Origin of the sequence: Marinomonas profundimaris (assembly GCF_000508165.1) — a bacterium.
Classification (GTDB): domain Bacteria; phylum Pseudomonadota; class Gammaproteobacteria; order Pseudomonadales; family Marinomonadaceae; genus Marinomonas; species Marinomonas profundimaris.
Map to the genome: position 1 here is coordinate 23786 of NZ_AYOZ01000010.1, position 16827 is coordinate 40612.

The 16827-nt window shown below is 45.2% G+C and carries 29 protein-coding genes; 1 reads left to right on the top strand and 28 read right to left on the bottom strand.

Annotation, left to right across the window (positions count from 1 at the left end; translation table 11 throughout):
• Positions 1-86: 86 nt before the first annotated feature.
• Complete coding sequence (gene uvrA / locus D104_RS25625; protein WP_024023504.1) at positions 87-2909, top strand: excinuclease ABC subunit UvrA; 2823 nt, start codon at positions 87-89, stop codon at positions 2907-2909.
• 136 nt (positions 2910-3045) lie between these two features.
• Here uvrA and rplQ read toward each other — a convergent pair whose 3' ends face one another.
• From rplQ to rpsJ, 28 genes are all read right to left on the bottom strand, one after another.
• Positions 3046-3423: a 50S ribosomal protein L17 gene (gene rplQ, locus D104_RS25630; protein WP_024023505.1), complete on the bottom strand. Its 378-nt coding sequence runs from the start codon at positions 3421-3423 to the stop codon at positions 3046-3048.
• 42 nt (positions 3424-3465) lie between these two features.
• A complete protein-coding gene (locus D104_RS25635; RefSeq protein ID WP_024023506.1) occupies positions 3466-4470 on the bottom strand; it encodes a DNA-directed RNA polymerase subunit alpha in 1005 nt (334 codons plus the stop codon).
• A 33-nt stretch (positions 4471-4503) separates the two neighbouring features.
• A complete protein-coding gene (rpsD, locus tag D104_RS25640; RefSeq protein ID WP_024023507.1) occupies positions 4504-5124 on the bottom strand; it encodes a 30S ribosomal protein S4 in 621 nt (206 codons plus the stop codon).
• Between the two features lie 16 nt (positions 5125-5140).
• Complete coding sequence (gene rpsK / locus D104_RS25645) at positions 5141-5533, bottom strand: 30S ribosomal protein S11 (protein ID WP_012071913.1); 393 nt, start codon at positions 5531-5533, stop codon at positions 5141-5143.
• 65 nt (positions 5534-5598) lie between these two features.
• A complete protein-coding gene (gene rpsM / locus D104_RS25650; RefSeq protein ID WP_024023508.1) occupies positions 5599-5955 on the bottom strand; it encodes a 30S ribosomal protein S13 in 357 nt (118 codons plus the stop codon).
• A 128-nt stretch (positions 5956-6083) separates the two neighbouring features.
• On the bottom strand, positions 6084-6197 hold the full coding sequence (gene rpmJ / locus D104_RS37140) for a 50S ribosomal protein L36 (RefSeq protein ID WP_084546001.1): 114 nt from the start codon (positions 6195-6197) through the stop codon (positions 6084-6086).
• A 19-nt stretch (positions 6198-6216) separates the two neighbouring features.
• Complete coding sequence (secY, locus tag D104_RS25655) at positions 6217-7548, bottom strand: preprotein translocase subunit SecY (RefSeq protein WP_024023509.1); 1332 nt, start codon at positions 7546-7548, stop codon at positions 6217-6219.
• Positions 7549-7983 (bottom strand): 50S ribosomal protein L15, encoded by a 435-nt coding sequence (gene rplO / locus D104_RS25660; RefSeq protein WP_024023510.1) that lies wholly within the window; start codon positions 7981-7983, stop codon positions 7549-7551.
• Position 7984: 1 nt separating this feature from the next.
• The gene (gene rpmD / locus D104_RS25665; RefSeq protein ID WP_024023511.1) at positions 7985-8170 is read right to left on the bottom strand and encodes a 50S ribosomal protein L30; all 186 of its coding nucleotides are present in this window, start codon (positions 8168-8170) and stop codon (positions 7985-7987) included.
• A gap of 6 nt (positions 8171-8176) precedes the next feature.
• Complete coding sequence (rpsE, locus tag D104_RS25670; RefSeq protein ID WP_024023512.1) at positions 8177-8677, bottom strand: 30S ribosomal protein S5; 501 nt, start codon at positions 8675-8677, stop codon at positions 8177-8179.
• 10 nt (positions 8678-8687) lie between these two features.
• The gene (gene rplR / locus D104_RS25675) at positions 8688-9038 is read right to left on the bottom strand and encodes a 50S ribosomal protein L18 (protein WP_024023513.1); all 351 of its coding nucleotides are present in this window, start codon (positions 9036-9038) and stop codon (positions 8688-8690) included.
• Between the two features lie 10 nt (positions 9039-9048).
• On the bottom strand, positions 9049-9582 hold the full coding sequence (rplF, locus tag D104_RS25680) for a 50S ribosomal protein L6 (protein ID WP_024023514.1): 534 nt from the start codon (positions 9580-9582) through the stop codon (positions 9049-9051).
• A gap of 8 nt (positions 9583-9590) precedes the next feature.
• Positions 9591-9983 carry a 30S ribosomal protein S8 gene (rpsH, locus tag D104_RS25685; RefSeq protein ID WP_024023515.1) on the bottom strand — a complete coding sequence of 131 codons (393 nt, stop codon included), beginning with the start codon at positions 9981-9983 and terminating at the stop codon, positions 9591-9593.
• A 135-nt stretch (positions 9984-10118) separates the two neighbouring features.
• Positions 10119-10424: a 30S ribosomal protein S14 gene (gene rpsN / locus D104_RS25690; RefSeq protein ID WP_024023516.1), complete on the bottom strand. Its 306-nt coding sequence runs from the start codon at positions 10422-10424 to the stop codon at positions 10119-10121.
• Positions 10425-10436: 12 nt separating this feature from the next.
• Complete coding sequence (rplE, locus tag D104_RS25695; RefSeq protein ID WP_024023517.1) at positions 10437-10976, bottom strand: 50S ribosomal protein L5; 540 nt, start codon at positions 10974-10976, stop codon at positions 10437-10439.
• A gap of 17 nt (positions 10977-10993) precedes the next feature.
• Positions 10994-11311 (bottom strand): 50S ribosomal protein L24, encoded by a 318-nt coding sequence (gene rplX, locus D104_RS25700; protein ID WP_024023518.1) that lies wholly within the window; start codon positions 11309-11311, stop codon positions 10994-10996.
• A 17-nt stretch (positions 11312-11328) separates the two neighbouring features.
• Positions 11329-11697: a 50S ribosomal protein L14 gene (gene rplN, locus D104_RS25705; protein WP_024023519.1), complete on the bottom strand. Its 369-nt coding sequence runs from the start codon at positions 11695-11697 to the stop codon at positions 11329-11331.
• A 53-nt stretch (positions 11698-11750) separates the two neighbouring features.
• Positions 11751-12011 carry a 30S ribosomal protein S17 gene (rpsQ, locus tag D104_RS25710; RefSeq protein ID WP_024023520.1) on the bottom strand — a complete coding sequence of 87 codons (261 nt, stop codon included), beginning with the start codon at positions 12009-12011 and terminating at the stop codon, positions 11751-11753.
• A gap of 1 nt (position 12012) precedes the next feature.
• Complete coding sequence (rpmC, locus tag D104_RS25715; RefSeq protein ID WP_024023521.1) at positions 12013-12204, bottom strand: 50S ribosomal protein L29; 192 nt, start codon at positions 12202-12204, stop codon at positions 12013-12015.
• Positions 12205-12618: a 50S ribosomal protein L16 gene (rplP, locus tag D104_RS25720; protein ID WP_024023522.1), complete on the bottom strand. Its 414-nt coding sequence runs from the start codon at positions 12616-12618 to the stop codon at positions 12205-12207.
• Positions 12619-12628: 10 nt separating this feature from the next.
• Positions 12629-13309, bottom strand: coding sequence for a 30S ribosomal protein S3 (gene rpsC / locus D104_RS25725; RefSeq protein WP_024023523.1), 681 nt, complete (start codon positions 13307-13309; stop codon positions 12629-12631).
• A 14-nt stretch (positions 13310-13323) separates the two neighbouring features.
• The gene (gene rplV / locus D104_RS25730) at positions 13324-13656 is read right to left on the bottom strand and encodes a 50S ribosomal protein L22 (RefSeq protein ID WP_024023524.1); all 333 of its coding nucleotides are present in this window, start codon (positions 13654-13656) and stop codon (positions 13324-13326) included.
• A 14-nt stretch (positions 13657-13670) separates the two neighbouring features.
• Positions 13671-13946, bottom strand: a complete 276-nt coding sequence (gene rpsS, locus D104_RS25735; protein ID WP_024023525.1) for a 30S ribosomal protein S19 — start codon at positions 13944-13946, stop codon at positions 13671-13673.
• 15 nt (positions 13947-13961) lie between these two features.
• Positions 13962-14786 (bottom strand): 50S ribosomal protein L2, encoded by an 825-nt coding sequence (rplB, locus tag D104_RS25740; protein WP_024023526.1) that lies wholly within the window; start codon positions 14784-14786, stop codon positions 13962-13964.
• Between the two features lie 14 nt (positions 14787-14800).
• Positions 14801-15097, bottom strand: coding sequence for a 50S ribosomal protein L23 (gene rplW / locus D104_RS25745; protein WP_024023527.1), 297 nt, complete (start codon positions 15095-15097; stop codon positions 14801-14803).
• Positions 15094-15699, bottom strand: a complete 606-nt coding sequence (gene rplD / locus D104_RS25750) for a 50S ribosomal protein L4 (RefSeq protein ID WP_024023528.1) — start codon at positions 15697-15699, stop codon at positions 15094-15096. Before rplD ends, rplW begins: the two co-directional genes overlap by 4 nt.
• 12 nt (positions 15700-15711) lie before the next feature.
• A complete protein-coding gene (rplC, locus tag D104_RS25755) occupies positions 15712-16350 on the bottom strand; it encodes a 50S ribosomal protein L3 (RefSeq protein WP_024023529.1) in 639 nt (212 codons plus the stop codon).
• A gap of 127 nt (positions 16351-16477) precedes the next feature.
• Complete coding sequence (rpsJ, locus tag D104_RS25760) at positions 16478-16789, bottom strand: 30S ribosomal protein S10 (RefSeq protein ID WP_012071937.1); 312 nt, start codon at positions 16787-16789, stop codon at positions 16478-16480.
• Between the last annotated feature and the right edge of the window lie 38 nt (positions 16790-16827).

Consider the following 16827-nt stretch of genomic DNA (forward strand, 5'->3'; position numbering starts at 1 on the left):
GCTCCATTTCAACTACTGTAAAAATAGACAGTTATTTAATTTACTCGCAGATTTATTTCTGTAGATCGACTTCACATTGGAGACTCATGGATACCATTACCATACGCGGGGCCCGCACTCACAATCTTAAAAATGTGGACCTAGACATCCCAAGAGACAAATTGGTGGTGATAACTGGACTATCAGGCTCTGGTAAATCCTCGCTCGCCTTCGATACGCTATACGCCGAAGGCCAACGTCGCTATGTAGAATCGCTTTCGACATACGCTCGTCAGTTTTTATCCATGATGGAAAAACCAGACATTGACCATATCGAAGGACTGTCTCCGGCGATTTCAATTGAACAAAAATCCACCTCCCACAATCCAAGATCAACCGTCGGCACAATAACAGAAATCTACGACTATCTTCGATTATTATTTGCTCGAGCAGGACAGCCACGCTGCCCAGATCACGGTGAACCATTAGAAGCGCAAACCATATCACAGATGGTTGATAAAGTTATATCGCTACCAGAAGAAACAAAAATGATGCTGCTGGCGCCTATCGTAAAGGATAGAAAAGGTGAGCATTTACACACCATTAGCGACTTACTTTCTAAGGGCTTCATTCGTGCACGCATCGATGGCATTGTCGTCGACCTAGATGACGCCCCTACGCTAGAAAAAAACAAAAAGCACACGATTGAAGTGGTGATTGACAGATTTAAAGTGCGATCTGATCTACAGCTTCGTCTCGCGGAATCCTTTGAGACATGCCTTGGCCTATCCGATGGCATCGCCAAAGTCATTAACATGGACGATGAAAAAGAAGAGTATATTTTTTCCAGTAAATTCGCTTGCCCAGTCTGTGGATACAGCTTAACCGAACTCGAACCTCGACTATTCTCGTTCAATAACCCAAATGGTGCCTGCCAAACCTGTGACGGCCTTGGCACGCATCAAACGTTTGACCCTGACAGAATCATCCAAGATGAGACACTCACGCTGGCCGAAGGCGCGATTCGAGGCTGGGGACGTCGCAGTATTTTCTACTACCAACAACTCACCGCACTCGCGAAACATTATGGTTTTGATATCGAATTAAAATATCAGGACATTCCAGCAGATTTTAAAAAACGTGTGTTACAAGGCTCCGGTAAAGACAAAATCGATTTCGTTTACATCAATGAACGTGGCGACAAAATGACGCGTTCACATGCCTTTGAAGGCGTGCTTCCAAACTTACAACGCCGCTACCATGAAACCGAATCTGAAAGTGTTCGGGATGATCTCTCTCAATACATCAGCATTCAACCTTGCCCAGATTGCCATGGCAGTCGACTCAATCGTTCGGCACGCAATGTATTCATCGCAGAACAAACACTGCCTGAAATAGTCACCTATCCCATTGCCGAATGCCTAAAATATTTTGAAACACTGGACCTACCGGGCGCACGCGGTGAAATTGCCTCTAAGATATTGAAAGAGATTCGTGACCGACTGACTTTCTTAGTTAATGTCGGACTGGAATACTTAACCCTTGATCGCAAAGCAGATTCTTTGTCTGGCGGCGAAGCCCAGCGTATTCGTTTAGCAAGTCAAATTGGCGCCGGCTTAGTCGGCGTTATGTACATACTTGATGAGCCCTCAATAGGCCTACACCAACGTGACAATGAACGCCTTATTGCAACGCTCACTAGACTAAGAGATTTAGGCAATACAGTGATCGTGGTTGAGCACGATGAGGACGCGATTCGCGTGGCGGATTTCGTTGTTGATATTGGTCCAGGCGCAGGCGTTCATGGTGGACAAATCATTGCCAGTGGCACACCTCAAGATATTATGGATTGCCCTGATTCTGTTACCGGCCAGTTTTTAACCGGAAAACGTAAAATTGAGATCCCCTCCATTCGCCATACCGCGAAAGACAAACAGCTTCTTAACCTAATTGGTGCAACGGGAAACAACCTAAACACCGTTGACCTTAAAATCCCAGTGGGTGTCATGACGTGCATCACTGGTGTTTCGGGGTCAGGTAAGTCGACATTAATTAATGGCACTTTATACCCTCTTGCCGCAACCGCATTAAACGGTGCAACAACCCTAAAAGCAGCACCGCATGAACGTATTGAAGGTCTTGACCTATTTGATAAGTGTGTCGACATAGACCAAAGCCCTATCGGCCGAACTCCTCGCTCTAACCCTGCAACTTATACTGGTATTTTCACACCGATGAGAGAGCTTTTCTCAGCAACACAAGAAGCTCGTTCACGTGGTTATAAACCAGGCCGCTTTAGTTTCAATGTAAAAGGCGGGCGCTGTGAAGCGTGCCAAGGCGATGGTGTCATCAAGGTAGAAATGCACTTTCTACCGGATGTGTATGTGCCCTGCGATGTCTGTAAGGGCCAACGCTATAATCGTGAAACATTGGAGATACATTATAAGGGCAAGAACATTCGTCAATGCTTAGAAATGACCATTGAAGACGCGCGTGAATTCTTCGATCCAGTGCCTTCTATTGCACGTAAGCTGCAAACGCTAATGGATGTTGGCCTTGGCTACATACGCCTTGGACAGGCTGCCACAACACTTTCTGGTGGCGAAGCTCAACGAGTTAAGCTGGCTAAAGAGCTCTCTAAACGCGACACAGGTACCACGTTGTATATATTAGATGAACCCACAACAGGATTGCATTTTGCCGATATCGAGCAACTCCTTAAAGTACTTCATCGACTAAGAGACCACGGCAATACTGTCGTGGTTATCGAACATAATTTAGATGTTATCAAAACAGCTGACTGGGTCGTAGATTTGGGACCAGAAGGCGGAAGTGGTGGCGGCTACATTATTGCGGAAGGAACACCAGAAGATATTGCCAAAACAGAGAATTCACACACAGGAAGATTCTTAAAACTGATGCTAGACTGATGTAGTCACTCTGGAATTAAAATACCCGATCAAGCAGGTTCGCTTCATCGGGTATTTTTTTACCAACTGGTAATCACCTTTTCAAAAACAAAAAAAAGCCGAGCTATAAGCTCGGCTTTTTTGTTACTAACTGATATTACTCAGCTGCTTCCGCTACTGGTCGATCGACCAATTCAACGTAAGCCATAGGCGCGTTATCACCTGTACGGAATCCGCATTTCAAAATGCGAATGTAGCCGCCAGGACGAGCTTGGTAACGAGGACCAAGTTCAGTAAACAATTTACCTACTGCGTCTTTGCTACGAGTACGAGCAAAGGCTAGACGACGATTCGCAACGGAATCGATTTTCGCCAGTGTGATCAATGGCTCAGCAACACGACGTAATTCTTTTGCTTTAGGCAACGTAGTTTTAATAACTTCGTGCTCAAACAAAGAAGCAGCCATATTTTTAAACATCGCTTTACGATGTGAGCTAGTACGGTTTAAGTGACGTCCACTCTTACGATGACGCATTTTACATTCCTTACCAAACTACGGTGGTCAGGGAACAATGACCTAGCGAGCTAGAACTTTGCTATCGTCTTTCAAACTAGCCGGCGGCCAGTTTTCCAAACGCATTCCCAAAGACAAACCACGCTGTGCTAAAACATCTTTGATTTCAGTTAACGACTTCTTACCTAGGTTAGGCGTCTTAAGAAGCTCAACCTCAGTACGTTGAATCAAATCACCGATGTAATAAATGTTCTCTGCTTTTAAACAGTTAGCACTGCGAACGGTCAATTCAAGATCATCAACCGGGCGTAGCAAAATTGGATCAATTTCATCCTCTTCTTCTACAACAGGTGCTTCACTCTCGCTTTCAAGGGCGACGAATACAGCAATTTGTTGTTGTAGAATAGTCGCTGCGCGACGGATAGCTTCTTCAGGGTCGATTGTACCGTTAGATTCGATGTCTAAGACTAACTTATCTAGATCAGTACGCTGCTCAACTCGAGCATTATCAACACTGTAAGCAACACGACGTACAGGACTGAACGAGGCATCCAGTTGCAAGCGACCAATTGGACGAGTCTCATCGTCGCCAGCAATACGAGCATCAGCAGGCTCATAACCACGACCACGAGCGACTTTGATCTGCATAGTTAACTCTGCAGTATCATCCAAGTGCGCAATAACATGGTCAGGGTTAGCGATCTCTGCATCAGCAACCAACTGAATATCTCCAGCTGTTACGATACCAGGACCCTTTTTACTTAGAGTAAGAGTTGCTTCATCCTGCCCGTGTAGAGCGATCGCAACTCCTTTCAGGTTAAGAAGAATCTCAATTACATCTTCTTTAACCCCTTCGATTGCGCTGTATTCATGTAATACACCGTCGATTTCAACTTCAACAATCGCACAACCTGGCATTGAAGACAGAAGAATTCGGCGCAACGCGTTACCCAAAGTATGACCAAAACCACGTTCAAGCGGTTGCAGTGTAACTTTAGCGCGAGTATTGCCTAATTCCTGAACTTCAATGTTGCGTGGGGTTAACAATTCGCTCACTGAACGCTGCATAGATCCACCTATTTCTTAATCCTAATCACCAACTTACTTAGAGTAAAGTTCGACAATTAGGTTCTCATTAATTTCAGCTGATAAATCGGCACGTTCTGGAGCAGCTTTGTAAGTTGCTTCCAGTTTAGTTGAATCAACTTCGATCCAATGGATCGGTGCGCGACCTTTAGATAGCTCTAGTGCGCTTTGTACACGCAATTGCTTCTTAGCTTTTTCACGAATTGACACTACGTCACCAGCTTTAACTTGGTAAGATGCAATGTTAACAGTCGCGCCGTTAACTAGAATGCCTTTATGGCCAACTAGTTGACGAGCTTCCGCACGTGTAGAGCCGAAACCTGCACGATAAACAACGTTATCTAAACGTGATTCCAAAAGTTGCAAAAGGTTTTCACCAGTTGCGCCTTTTAGACGAGCGGCAGATTTGTAGTAATTACTAAATTGTTTCTCAAGAACGCCGTACATACGACGAACTTTTTGTTTCTCACGTAATTGCAAGCCGTAATCAGAAAGACGACCGCGACGTGCACCGTGCACACCAGGAACCGTATCTGCTTTACATTTTGACTCAAGAGCGCGTGAACCGCTCTTCAATTGCAAGTCGGTACCTTCACGACGAGACAACTTACAAGTTGGACCTATATAACGAGCCATGTATCTGTCTCCTCAGTTAAACGCGACGTTTCTTAGGTGGACGGCAACCGTTGTGCGGGATTGGCGTCACATCTGTGATGTTATTGATACGCAAGCCCAATGCATTTAATGCGCGAACTGCGGACTCACGACCAGGACCAGGGCCCTTAATCATTACGTCAACGTTTTTAAGGCCGAATTCTTGTGCGACAGTACCGGCACGTTCCGCTGCTACTTGAGCTGCGAAAGGTGTACTTTTTCGAGAACCGCGAAAACCAGAACCACCTGCAGTAGCCCAAGACAATGCGTTGCCTTGGCGGTCGGTGATAGTCACAATCGTGTTATTAAATGATGCGTGTACATGAGCAACACCATCGACGACTGTCTTTTTGACTTTTTTCTTGGTATTGCGCGTAGCTGGCTTAGCCATATTGCACTTTCCTATTTAATGCTCAGCTCTAATTAACTGTGTAATTAGAGCGAAACGCGTTTAAATTACTTACGAATAGGCTTACGAGGGCCTTTTCGAGTACGGGCGTTCGTTTTGGTACGTTGACCACGAACTGGTAGGCTGCGGCGATGACGAATCCCGCGATTACAACCTAAGTCCATCAAACGTTTGATAGACATACTGACTTCACGACGTAAGTCACCCTCTACAATATACTTTGCAACTTCGCCACGAAGTTCATCAAGGATATCATCACTTAATGAACCGATTTTCGCAGTTTCTGCAACACCAGTCGCAGCGCAAATAGCGCGCGAACGAGTGCGACCAATTCCGAAGATGTAAGTCAGAGAAATGACCGCATGTTTATTGTCAGGAATATTGACACCGGCTATACGAGCCATTCATATTACTCCGTTGTTATTGATGATTATTTAATAATTCATCACTTTACTTTCATGAGGGCGGCTGATTATGCCTATCTTTAGGACATAAATCAACCACCCTTTCCCATCATCGAGCGAACTCGCTATTAACCTTGACGCTGTTTGTGACGAGGCTCAACGCAAATCACTCGAACTGAACCGTGACGACGCACGATTTTACAGTTACGACAGATTTTCTTTACAGATGCACGTACTTTCATGTTCAACTCCAACCAACGCTTAACGCATTAGGCCATTTGGACCATAACCAGTCAGATTAGATTTCTTCATTAACGACTCGTATTGCTGACTCATCAAATGACTTTGCACTTGCGACATAAAGTCCATGACAACAACGACTACGATCAACATAGAAGTCCCGCCAAAGTAGAATGGAACATTCCACGCAACAACAAAGAATTGAGGCATCAACGACACTAATGTGATGTACAAAGCACCAAACAGTGTCAAACGAGTCATTACACCATCAATATATCGAGCAGTATGATCGCCTGGACGAATACCCGGCAAAAAAGCACCGGATTTTTTCAAGTTATCTGCTACATCTTTTGGGTTGAACACTAGCGCTGTATAGAAAAAGCAAAAGAAAACAATTGCTATCGCAAACAACAGCACATAGAGCGGTTGCCCAGGAGCCAAAGCCAAAGAGATATTTTGCAACCATTCCATACCCTCACCTTGACCAAACCATTGTCCGATCGAAGCAGGAAACAAAAGGATACTTGAAGCAAAGATAGGTGGTATAACACCAGCCATATTCACTTTAAGAGGCAAATGACTCTTTTGTGCAGCAAACACTTTTTTGCCTTGTTGACGCTTAGCATAATTAACCGTTATACGACGTTGGCCACGCTCGATGAAAACAACGAACGCGATAGTCGCAATGGCCATAATACCAATCAACAACAAAGCAAGAATATTAATATCGCCTTGACGAGCCGACTCAAATGAACGGCCTAAAGCAGAAGGCAGACCAGCCACAATACCGGCAAAGATAAGGATGGATATACCATTACCTATACCTTTTTCAGTAACTTGCTCGCCTAACCACATTAAGAAAACAGTACCTGCCACCAAGGTAACCACCGCAACAGCATAGAATTCCATGCCACTGCTAAAGGATATACCCTGACTTGCCAACCCAACCGCCATACTGGCAGATTGAACAAGAGCAAGAAGCACAGTACCGTAGCGAGTGTATTGAGTAATCTTGCGACGACCCGCCTCACCCTCTTTCTTAAGTTGCTCTAGCTGCGGACTCACAACCGTCAATAACTGCATAATAATAGAGGCAGAAATATAGGGCAAAATCCCGAGCGCAAAAATACTCATGCGCTCAAGCGCGCCCCCTGAGAATACGTTAAATAAACTCAGAATAGTGCCTTCATTTTGATCAAACAACGCAGACAATCTGTCAGGATTAATACCTGGAACAGGAATGTGCGCACCGATTCGGTATACAATAATCGCTAAAAAAACGAAACGGATACGAGACCAAAGCTCGCTTAATCCGTTTTGCATCCCAGCAGGTAGTGAGCCACGCTTTGCCATTTATTCCTCGACTTTTCCGCCAGCTGCTTCAATAGCGGCACGAGCACCTTTAGTCACTTTAAGACCACGAACAGTAACTGCTTTGTCGATAGAACCTGACAAAATTACACGCGCTGTCTTAATTTGATGACCAAGAATGTCGGCGCTTTTAAGAGCAGCCAAATCTACAACTTCAGCATTTACAGCAGCAAGTTCGTTTAAACGAACTTCAGCAACATACTTTGCTTGACGTGAAGTAAAACCGAATTTTGGCAGACGACGCTGCAAAGGCATTTGACCACCTTCAAAACCAGGTTTTACTGAGCCACCAGAGCGAGATTTAAGACCTTTATGGCCTCGTCCGCCGGTTTTGCCCAAGCCGCTACCAATACCGCGACCAACACGTTTAGGAGCATGTTTGCTACCCTCAGCAGGACTAAGTGTATTTAAGAACATGTTATTCCCCTACCACTTTAACCATGTAATAAACTTTATTAACCATACCACGTACAGCTGGAGTATCTTCCAACTGACGAGTTTGGCCAACTTTACGCAAACCCAAGCCTTTAACAGTTTCACGGTGCTTTGGAAGACGACCGATCGGGCTGCGGGTTAGTTGAACTGTGATGGTTTTATTCGCCATGACACATTACCCCAAAATTTGATCGACTGACTTACCGCGTTTAGCCGCGATTTGTTCAGGTGCTTTCATATCCTGCAAACCTTTAATCGTAGCGCGAACTACGTTTACTGGGTTTGTAGAACCGTAACATTTAGCCAATACGTTGTGAACGCCAGCGATTTCTAGAACCGCACGCATTGCACCACCGGCGATGATACCAGTACCTTGAGAAGCAGGCTGCATGTAAACTTTAGATGCTCCATGATTTGCCTTAACTGGATACTGAAGAGTATCACCATTAAGTTTCACAGAGACCATGTTGCGGCGCGCTTGTTCCATTGCTTTTTGAATAGCCTGAGGAACTTCACGCGCTTTACCACGACCAAAGCCAACTTTACCATTTCCATCACCGACTACAGTTAAAGCTGTGAAAGAGAAGATACGACCACCCTTTACAACTTTAGCAACGCGGTTTACTTGAACTAGCTTCTCTTGGAGGTCGCTAGTTTGTTGATCATTAACTGCCATTTGCTACCCCTTAGAACTCTAGACCGGCTTCACGTGCTGCGTCAGCAAGAACCTGAACGCGGCCATGGTATTTGAAGCCAGAACGGTCAAAAGCGACCGAAGTGACACCTGCTTCTTTAGCGCGAGTAGCGATCAAAGTGCCGACTTCTTTAGCCGCTACTTTGTTACCTGTCGCTGTACCGCGAAGAGCTTCTTCAAGTGTAGAAGCGCTTGCTAGCACTTTACTACCACATGGAGAAATCACTTGAGCATACATATGGCGTGGCGTGCGATGTACAGTAAGACGATTCGCACCTAAGTCACGAATATGCAAGCGTGCACGGCGTGCACGACGAATCCGAGATTGTTTTTTAGTGTTCATGAATGCTTACCTACTTCTTCTTAGCTTCTTTACGACGAATAATTTCGTCAGCATAACGAACACCCTTACCTTTATATGGCTCAGGTGGACGGAAACCGCGAACTTCTGCAGCAACCTGACCAACGGCTTGTTTATCAACACCACGGATCACGATTTCTGTTTGAGAAGCACATTCAGCTGTTATGCCTTCAGGTAGTTCATAATCTACTGGATGAGAAAAACCCAGAGAAAGGTTAAGCACGTTGCCTTTAAGAGCAGCACGATAACCAACACCTTGAAGAAGCAATCTTTTCTCAAAACCCTGGCTAACACCAACAACCATGTTGTTAACCAAAGCACGAGTTGTACCAGCTAAGGCACGGCTTTGTTTGGCACCATCGCGCGCAGCGAAGGTAATAACATTTTCTTCTTTAGACACTTGTACGCTTGTGTGAACATTAAACTCTAAAGAACCTTTACCGCCTTTAACAACGACGTTTTGGCCTTTCAGAGTTAGATCTACACCACTAGGAAGCGTCACGGGACTATTAGCAACTCGAGACATAGTAACTCCTAGAATACAGTGCAGATCACTTCGCCACCAATACCAGCAGCACGAGCTGCACGGTCTGTCATCACACCTTTAGAGGTAGAGATGATTGCAACACCAAGGCCTGCTTCTACTTTAGGTAGTGCAGTAGTGCCTTTGTATTGACGCAAGCTTGGGCGAGATGCGCGTTTAATTTGTTCAATAACCGGCTTACCTTCGTAATATTTCAATTCGATAGTAAGGGTCGGCTTAATCGCTTCGTCTACAGAAAAGTCACCTACGTAACCTTCTTCGCGTAGAACTGCAGCGACAGATGCCTTCATTTTTGATGAAGGCATGCTCACAGAGGTCTTTGCAGCCATCTGTGCATTACGAATACGTGTGAACATATCCGCAAGGGTATCTTGCATACTCATTTAAGAGCTCCTAATTTAAAAACCATTGTGCAGCAAATAGAGCTCGCGCATAGTACACAGCAGCGAGCACAATGTCCAGTACTTGTACTTAGACACCCCACTCACTGCCATGTATTATGATCGCGCTCTACTTGCTTACCAACTAGCTTTCTTCAAGCCTGGTACGTCACCACGCATCGCTGCTTCACGCAACTTGATACGAGACAAGCCGAAACGACGGTAAACACCGTGTGGACGACCTGTAATTTGGCAACGGTTACGCTGGCGAGAAGAAGATGAATCGCGTGGAAGCGCTTGCAGTTTAAGCGTCGCTTCCCACTTTTCATCGTCCGATGCATTAACGTCACTAATGATCGCCTTTAGAGCCGCACGCTTTTCAGCATGCTTAGCTACTAATTTAGTACGTTTTGCTTCGCGCTGAATCATTGATACTTTAGCCATGATTCCTACCTCTTATTTCTTGAAAGGGAAATTAAAGGCGGCTAACAAAGCACGACCTTCTTCGTCGGTACGAGCAGTCGTTGTAATGGTAATATCCATACCACGTACACGGTCTACTTTATCGTAGTCGATCTCAGGGAAGATGATTTGCTCTTTAACACCCATGCTATAGTTACCACGACCGTCGAAAGACTTAGGATTAAGTCCACGGAAGTCACGGATACGTGGAATAGCAACATCAACCAAACGGTCGAAGAAATCCCACATACGCTCACCACGTAGCGTAACTTTACAACCGATCGGGTAACCGTCACGGATTTTAAAGCCTGCTACTGATTTACGCGCCTTAGTCACTACAACTTTCTGGCCGCTAAGTGCTTCAAGATCATTTACCGCATGCTCAAGAAGTTTCTTGTCTGCGATAGCTTCACCAACACCCATATTTAGTGTGATTTTAGTGATTTTCGGCACTTCCATCACATTTTTGTAGCTGAACTCTTCGATAAGAGTGCCAACAACATTATCTTTATAAACTTGCTTAAGTCTCGCCATGGCTATAATTCCCGCTCTTAGGCGTCGATCGCTTCACTGTTAGATTTAAAAATACGTACTTTCGTACCATCTTCATTCAACTTAAAGCCGACGCGATCCGCTTTACCAGTAGCACTGTTAAAAATGGCTACATTCGAAACCTGAATAGGTGCTTCTTGTTCAACGATGCCGCCAGTTGAACCCTTCATAGGGTTTGGTTTTTCATGTTTCTTAACAGTATTAATACCAGAAACTAGAACTCGGCTTTCGTCTACTACCTTAACAACTTTACCGCGCTTGCCTTTGTCTTTCCCAGCAATCACGATAATTTCGTCGTTACGTTTGATCTTACGCATAATGTCCCCTCTCCCTCTTACAGCACTTCTGGTGCAAGAGAAACAATTTTCATGAACTGCTCTGTACGCAATTCACGTGTTACAGGGCCAAAGATACGAGTACCAAGTGGCTGTCCTGAAGCATTCAACAATACCGCTGAATTTACATCAAAGCGGATTACGGAACCATCAGAGCGACGAACACCTTTCTTAGTTCTAACGACTACGGCGTTAAGAACTTGCCCTTTTTTTACACGACCACGAGGGATCGCTTCTTTCACTGTGACTTTAATAATGTCACCGATAGCAGCATAACGACGATGTGAGCCACCCAGTACTTTAATACACTGAACACGCTTTGCGCCGCTGTTATCTGCAACATCAAGCATCGATTCTGTTTGAATCATTTCTGCTCTCCAATCAAATTAGATAACAAGTCTCACGAAGGGAAAAGAGCAGCTTATAGGGCTGCTGTTTTCTCAACAACTTGAACCAGGTTCCAAGTCTTAGACTTAGAGTAAGGACGTGTTTCTACGACCTTAACAGTATCACCAATCTGGCACTCATTGTTTTCATCGTGAGCGTGTAGTTTAGTTGAACGACGTACAAACTTACCGTATAGAGGATGTTTTTCTGTACGTTCAACTAGTACTGTAATGGTTTTATCCATTTTGTCGCTGACTACTTTACCAGTAGCTGTACGCGCTTTTGTTTCTGCCATCTTAGTTACCTGCCTTATCATTAAGCACGGTTTTAACACGTGCGATATTGCGGCGAACTTGCGAAAGCAAATGAGTTTGCGCCAGCTGACCAGTAGCTTTCTGCATGCGCAATGTAAATTGCTCACGTAGTAGCTCAATCAAGGTCGCTTGTAGCTCTGCTACAGACTTTTCTTGCAGTTCTTTTGCTATCATCTACATCACCGTACGCGTTACGAAAGTTGTGGACAAAGGAAGTTTAGCAGCAGCTAGTGCGAAAGCTTCGCGTGCTAGTTGCTCTGAAACGCCCTCAACTTCATAAAGCATCTTGCCAGGTTGAATCTGTGCAACCCAGTATTCTACGTTACCCTTACCTTTACCCTGACGAACCTCTAGAGGTTTCTGAGTAATCGGCTTATCAGGGAATACACGAATCCAGATTTTACCACCACGTTTGATGTGACGAGTCATTGCACGACGCGCCGCTTCAATTTGACGAGCGGTAAGACGTCCACGTTCTGTGGACTTCAATCCGAATTCACCAAAGCTAACTTGGTTTCCGCGAAGAGCAAGACCGCGGTTACGGCCTTTTTGCATCTTGCGGAACTTAGTACGTTTCGGTTGTAACATGACTTACCCCCTACTTAGACTTCTTCTTTTGTGCGCCTTTGTCAGCTCGCACTTGTTCAATACCGCCCAAGATTTCGCCTTTAAAGATCCATACTTTTACGCCAATAATGCCGTAAGTAGTAAGAGCTTCATAAGGGGCGTAGTCGATGTCAGCACGCAGTGTATGTAGAGGCACGCGGCCTTCACGGTACCACTCAGCACGTGCAATTTCTGCACCGCCTAAACGACCACTTACCTGAACCTTGATACCCTTCGCGCCTGCACGCATTGCATTCTGTACTGCGCGCTTCATAGCACGACGAAACATAACGCGACGCTCAAGTTGGCTAGCGATATTCTGCGCAACCAATTTCGCGTCCATTTCAGGCTTGCGAATCTCTTCGATGTTGATGTGGACAGGAACGCCCATCATCTCAGAAACTGCATTACGTAGTTTCTCAACATCTTCGCCTTTCTTACCAATCACGATACCCGGACGGGCAGTATGAATAGTAATTCGGGCTGTCTGAGCAGGACGCTGAATCTCAATACGAGAAACAGAAGCCTGGACCAATTTTTTCTCCAAGTACTCACGAACCTGAAGATCATTTAATAGTAGCTTAGAGTAGTTTTGATTATTCGCATACCAAGTAGAAGTATGATCTTTAACTATCCCTAGGCGTATACCAGTTGGATGAACCTTCTGACCCATTGGGTTTCTCCTAATTAGTCAGCGACTTTAACTGTTATATGACAACCGCGTTTTAAAATACGGTCAGCACGGCCTTTGGCACGTGGCATAATACGCTTCAGAGTCATAGCCTCATCAACGTAAGCCGTAGAAACGCGCAAATCATCTACATCAGCACCTTCGTTATGCTCAGCGTTAGCTATAGCAGACTCTAGTACTTTCTTGACAATTACTGCCGCCTTCTTAGGACTGAACGCTAATATGTTCAGTGCTTCGCTAACAGATTTACCGCGGATTTGATCTACAACCAAACGGGCCTTCTGCGCTGAGAGGCGAGCACCCTTCAATGAAGCTTTTACTTCACTCATGTTAATACCCCTTATTACCGTTTGGCTTTCTTGTCCGCAGTATGACCACGATATGTACGGGTCGGAGCGAACTCACCCAATTTATGACCGACCATGTCTTCAGTTACAAGAACTGGAACATGCTGGCGACCATTATGGACAGCGATAGTCAACCCTACAAAATCAGGGAAGATAGTAGAACGGCGCGACCAAGTCTTAATTGGACGACGATCTTTTTTCTCTACCGCAGCCTCTACCTTTTTCAACAAATGAAGGTCGATAAAAGGACCTTTTTTTAGTGAACGTGGCACAGTCGTTTCCTCTTATTACTTAGTACGGCGACGTACAATAAGTTTATCAGTACGCTTGTTGCTGCGTGTTTTGTACCCTTTAGTAGGCACACCCCATGGCGTAACTGGGTGACGACCACCTTTGCTACGACCTTCACCACCACCATGTGGGTGATCCACTGGGTTCATCGCCGAACCGCGAACGGTAGGACGAACACCACGCCAACGCGTAGCACCAGCTTTACCAAGAACTCGTAAGCTATGCTCAGAGTTTGATACTTCACCCAAAGTAGCACGACATTCAGTCAGTACTTTACGCATTTCGCCTGAACGTAGACGAAGAGTAACGTAACGACCTTCACGAGCAACTAGCTGAGCAGAAGTTCCGGCAGAACGTGCAATTTGCGCACCCTTACCAGGCTTAAGCTCGATACAGTGAACCGTACTACCAACAGGAATATTTTGCAGAGGCAAAGTATTACCAGCTTTGATAGGCGCATCTGCACCACTAAAAACAACAGCACCAGCCACCATACCTTTGGAAGCGATAATGTAACGACGCTCACCATCAGCATATTTAATCAATGCAATATTTGCAGAACGGTTTGGATCATATTCCAAACGCTCAATTACCGCTGGAATTCCATCTTTGTTACGACGGAAATCAACCATACGATAATGCTGCTTATGACCACCACCTACGTGACGCGTAGTGATGCGCCCGTTATTGTTACGTCCACCCGATTTGCTTTTCTTTTCTAGCAAAGGTGCATATGGTGCGCCTTTGTGCAAATCGTTGTTAGTAACCTTAACAACGTGACGACGGCCTGCAGACGTTGGCTTACTTTTAACAACAGCCATTGACCTATCTCCCCTTATTCAGCGACCATGAAATCAATGTCTTGACCTTCAGCTAGACGTACATACGCTTTTTTCACGTCTTTACGCTTGCCTAGACCACGAACTGTACGCTTAGTTTTACCTTTTTGGTTCAACGTATGTACAGACTCAACTTTGACTTCAAAAAGCGCTTCGATAGCTTGTTTGATTTCAGGTTTCGTTGCATCACCAGTAACACGAAAAACATACTGACCGTTGCCTTCGGCTACGATTGTTGCTTTTTCGGAAATATGTGGACCCAACAGAACTTTATAAATGCGTTCGCCGATCATGCTAGTGCCTCCTCAACTTGTTTCAGAGCACCAACTGTCACCAACACTTTGTCGTAAGCGATCAAGCTAACAGGGTCGATAGATGCTGCATCACGCACATCTACGTTAGGAATGTTGCGAGCCGCTAAGAATAAATTGTCATCCAAATCATTGGAAACAATCAAAGCGTTCTCAATATTCAATTCTGCCATTTTTGCTATGAATAGCTTAGTTTTTGGAGCTTCTAATGCAAGCTCTTCAACTACAACAAGACGGTCTTGACGTACAAGTTCAGACCAGATGGTGCGCATCGCTGCACGGTACATCTTCTTGTTCACTTTCTGAGAGTGATCCTGCGGTTTTGCAGCAAAAGTCACACCACCAGAGCGCCATAGAGGGCTACGGATAGTACCTGCACGAGCGCGACCAGAACCTTTTTGTTTCCAAGGTTTGCGTCCGCCGCCAGCTACTTCAGAGCGTGTTTTTTGAGCGCGTGAGCCTTGACGAGCGCCAGCCAAGTATGATGTTACTACTTGGTGAACCAACGCTTCGTTATATTCACGAGCAAAGGCTACATCAGAAACTTCTACCGTTCCCTCTGCGCCTGTAAGATTCAAGTTCATTGTCTACCCCTCTTAGCGAGCTTTAACAGCTGATTGAAGAATAACATCACCATTCACTGCACCAGGTACGGCACCTTTCACTAGGATAAGGTTACGTTCTGCGTCAACACGAACCACTTCTAGTGATTGCGTAGTAACTTGTGCGGCGCCCATATGGCCAGCCATCTTCTTGCCTTTCCAAACACGACCTGGTGTTTGACATTGACCGATAGAGCCAGGAGCACGGTGAGACAACGAGTTACCATGTGTAGCGTCTTGCATACTGAAATTATGACGCTTAATGGCACCTTGAAACCCTTTACCCTTTGATTGACCAGTTACATCAACCATTTGGATAGATTCGAAATCAGCAACAGTTAGCTCATCACCAACATTGATTTCTTTTTCATCACCTGCCAGGCGGAACTCCCACAAACCACGACCTGCTTCAACGTTCGCTTTTGCGTAGTGACCTGCAGCAGCTTTGTTAACGCGGCTCGAACGGCGAGAACCCACAGTAACCTGAATAGCTTTGTAGCCGTCAGTTTCTGCTGTTTTCACCTGAGTAACGCGGTTCGGTTCAACCTCGATGACGGTTACTGGCACGGATACACCATCTTCAGTGAAGACACGTGTCATTCCGGCTTTGCGTCCGACTAATTGAATAGTCATTTTTTACCTCATTTGCCAGTTGTGTAAGGGGCTATCACCCGCTACGGCTGATCATTCCAGATCATTCCACTATTGTGCATAAGCCGACTGATAACCAGTCGGTTGTCGCACCCCAAACTTTGAGCTATTAACCCAAAGAAATTTGTACTTCCACGCCTGCCGCAAGATCTAGCTTCATCAATGCGTCAACAGTTTTTTCTGTTGGCTCAACGATGTCTAGAACACGTTTATGTGTACGGATTTCATACTGATCACGCGCATCTTTGTTTACGTGTGGAGAAATCAATACTGTATAACGCTCTTTGCGAGTAGGAAGTGGAATCGGTCCACGTACTTGCGCACCTGTACGTTTCGCTGTGTCCACAATTTCTTGTGTTGAAGCATCAATCAGACGATGATCGAACGCTTTCAGACGAATACGGATTTTTTGGCTTTGCATTTCCAACTCCAAATACAATGTTTTGTATGACTTAACTG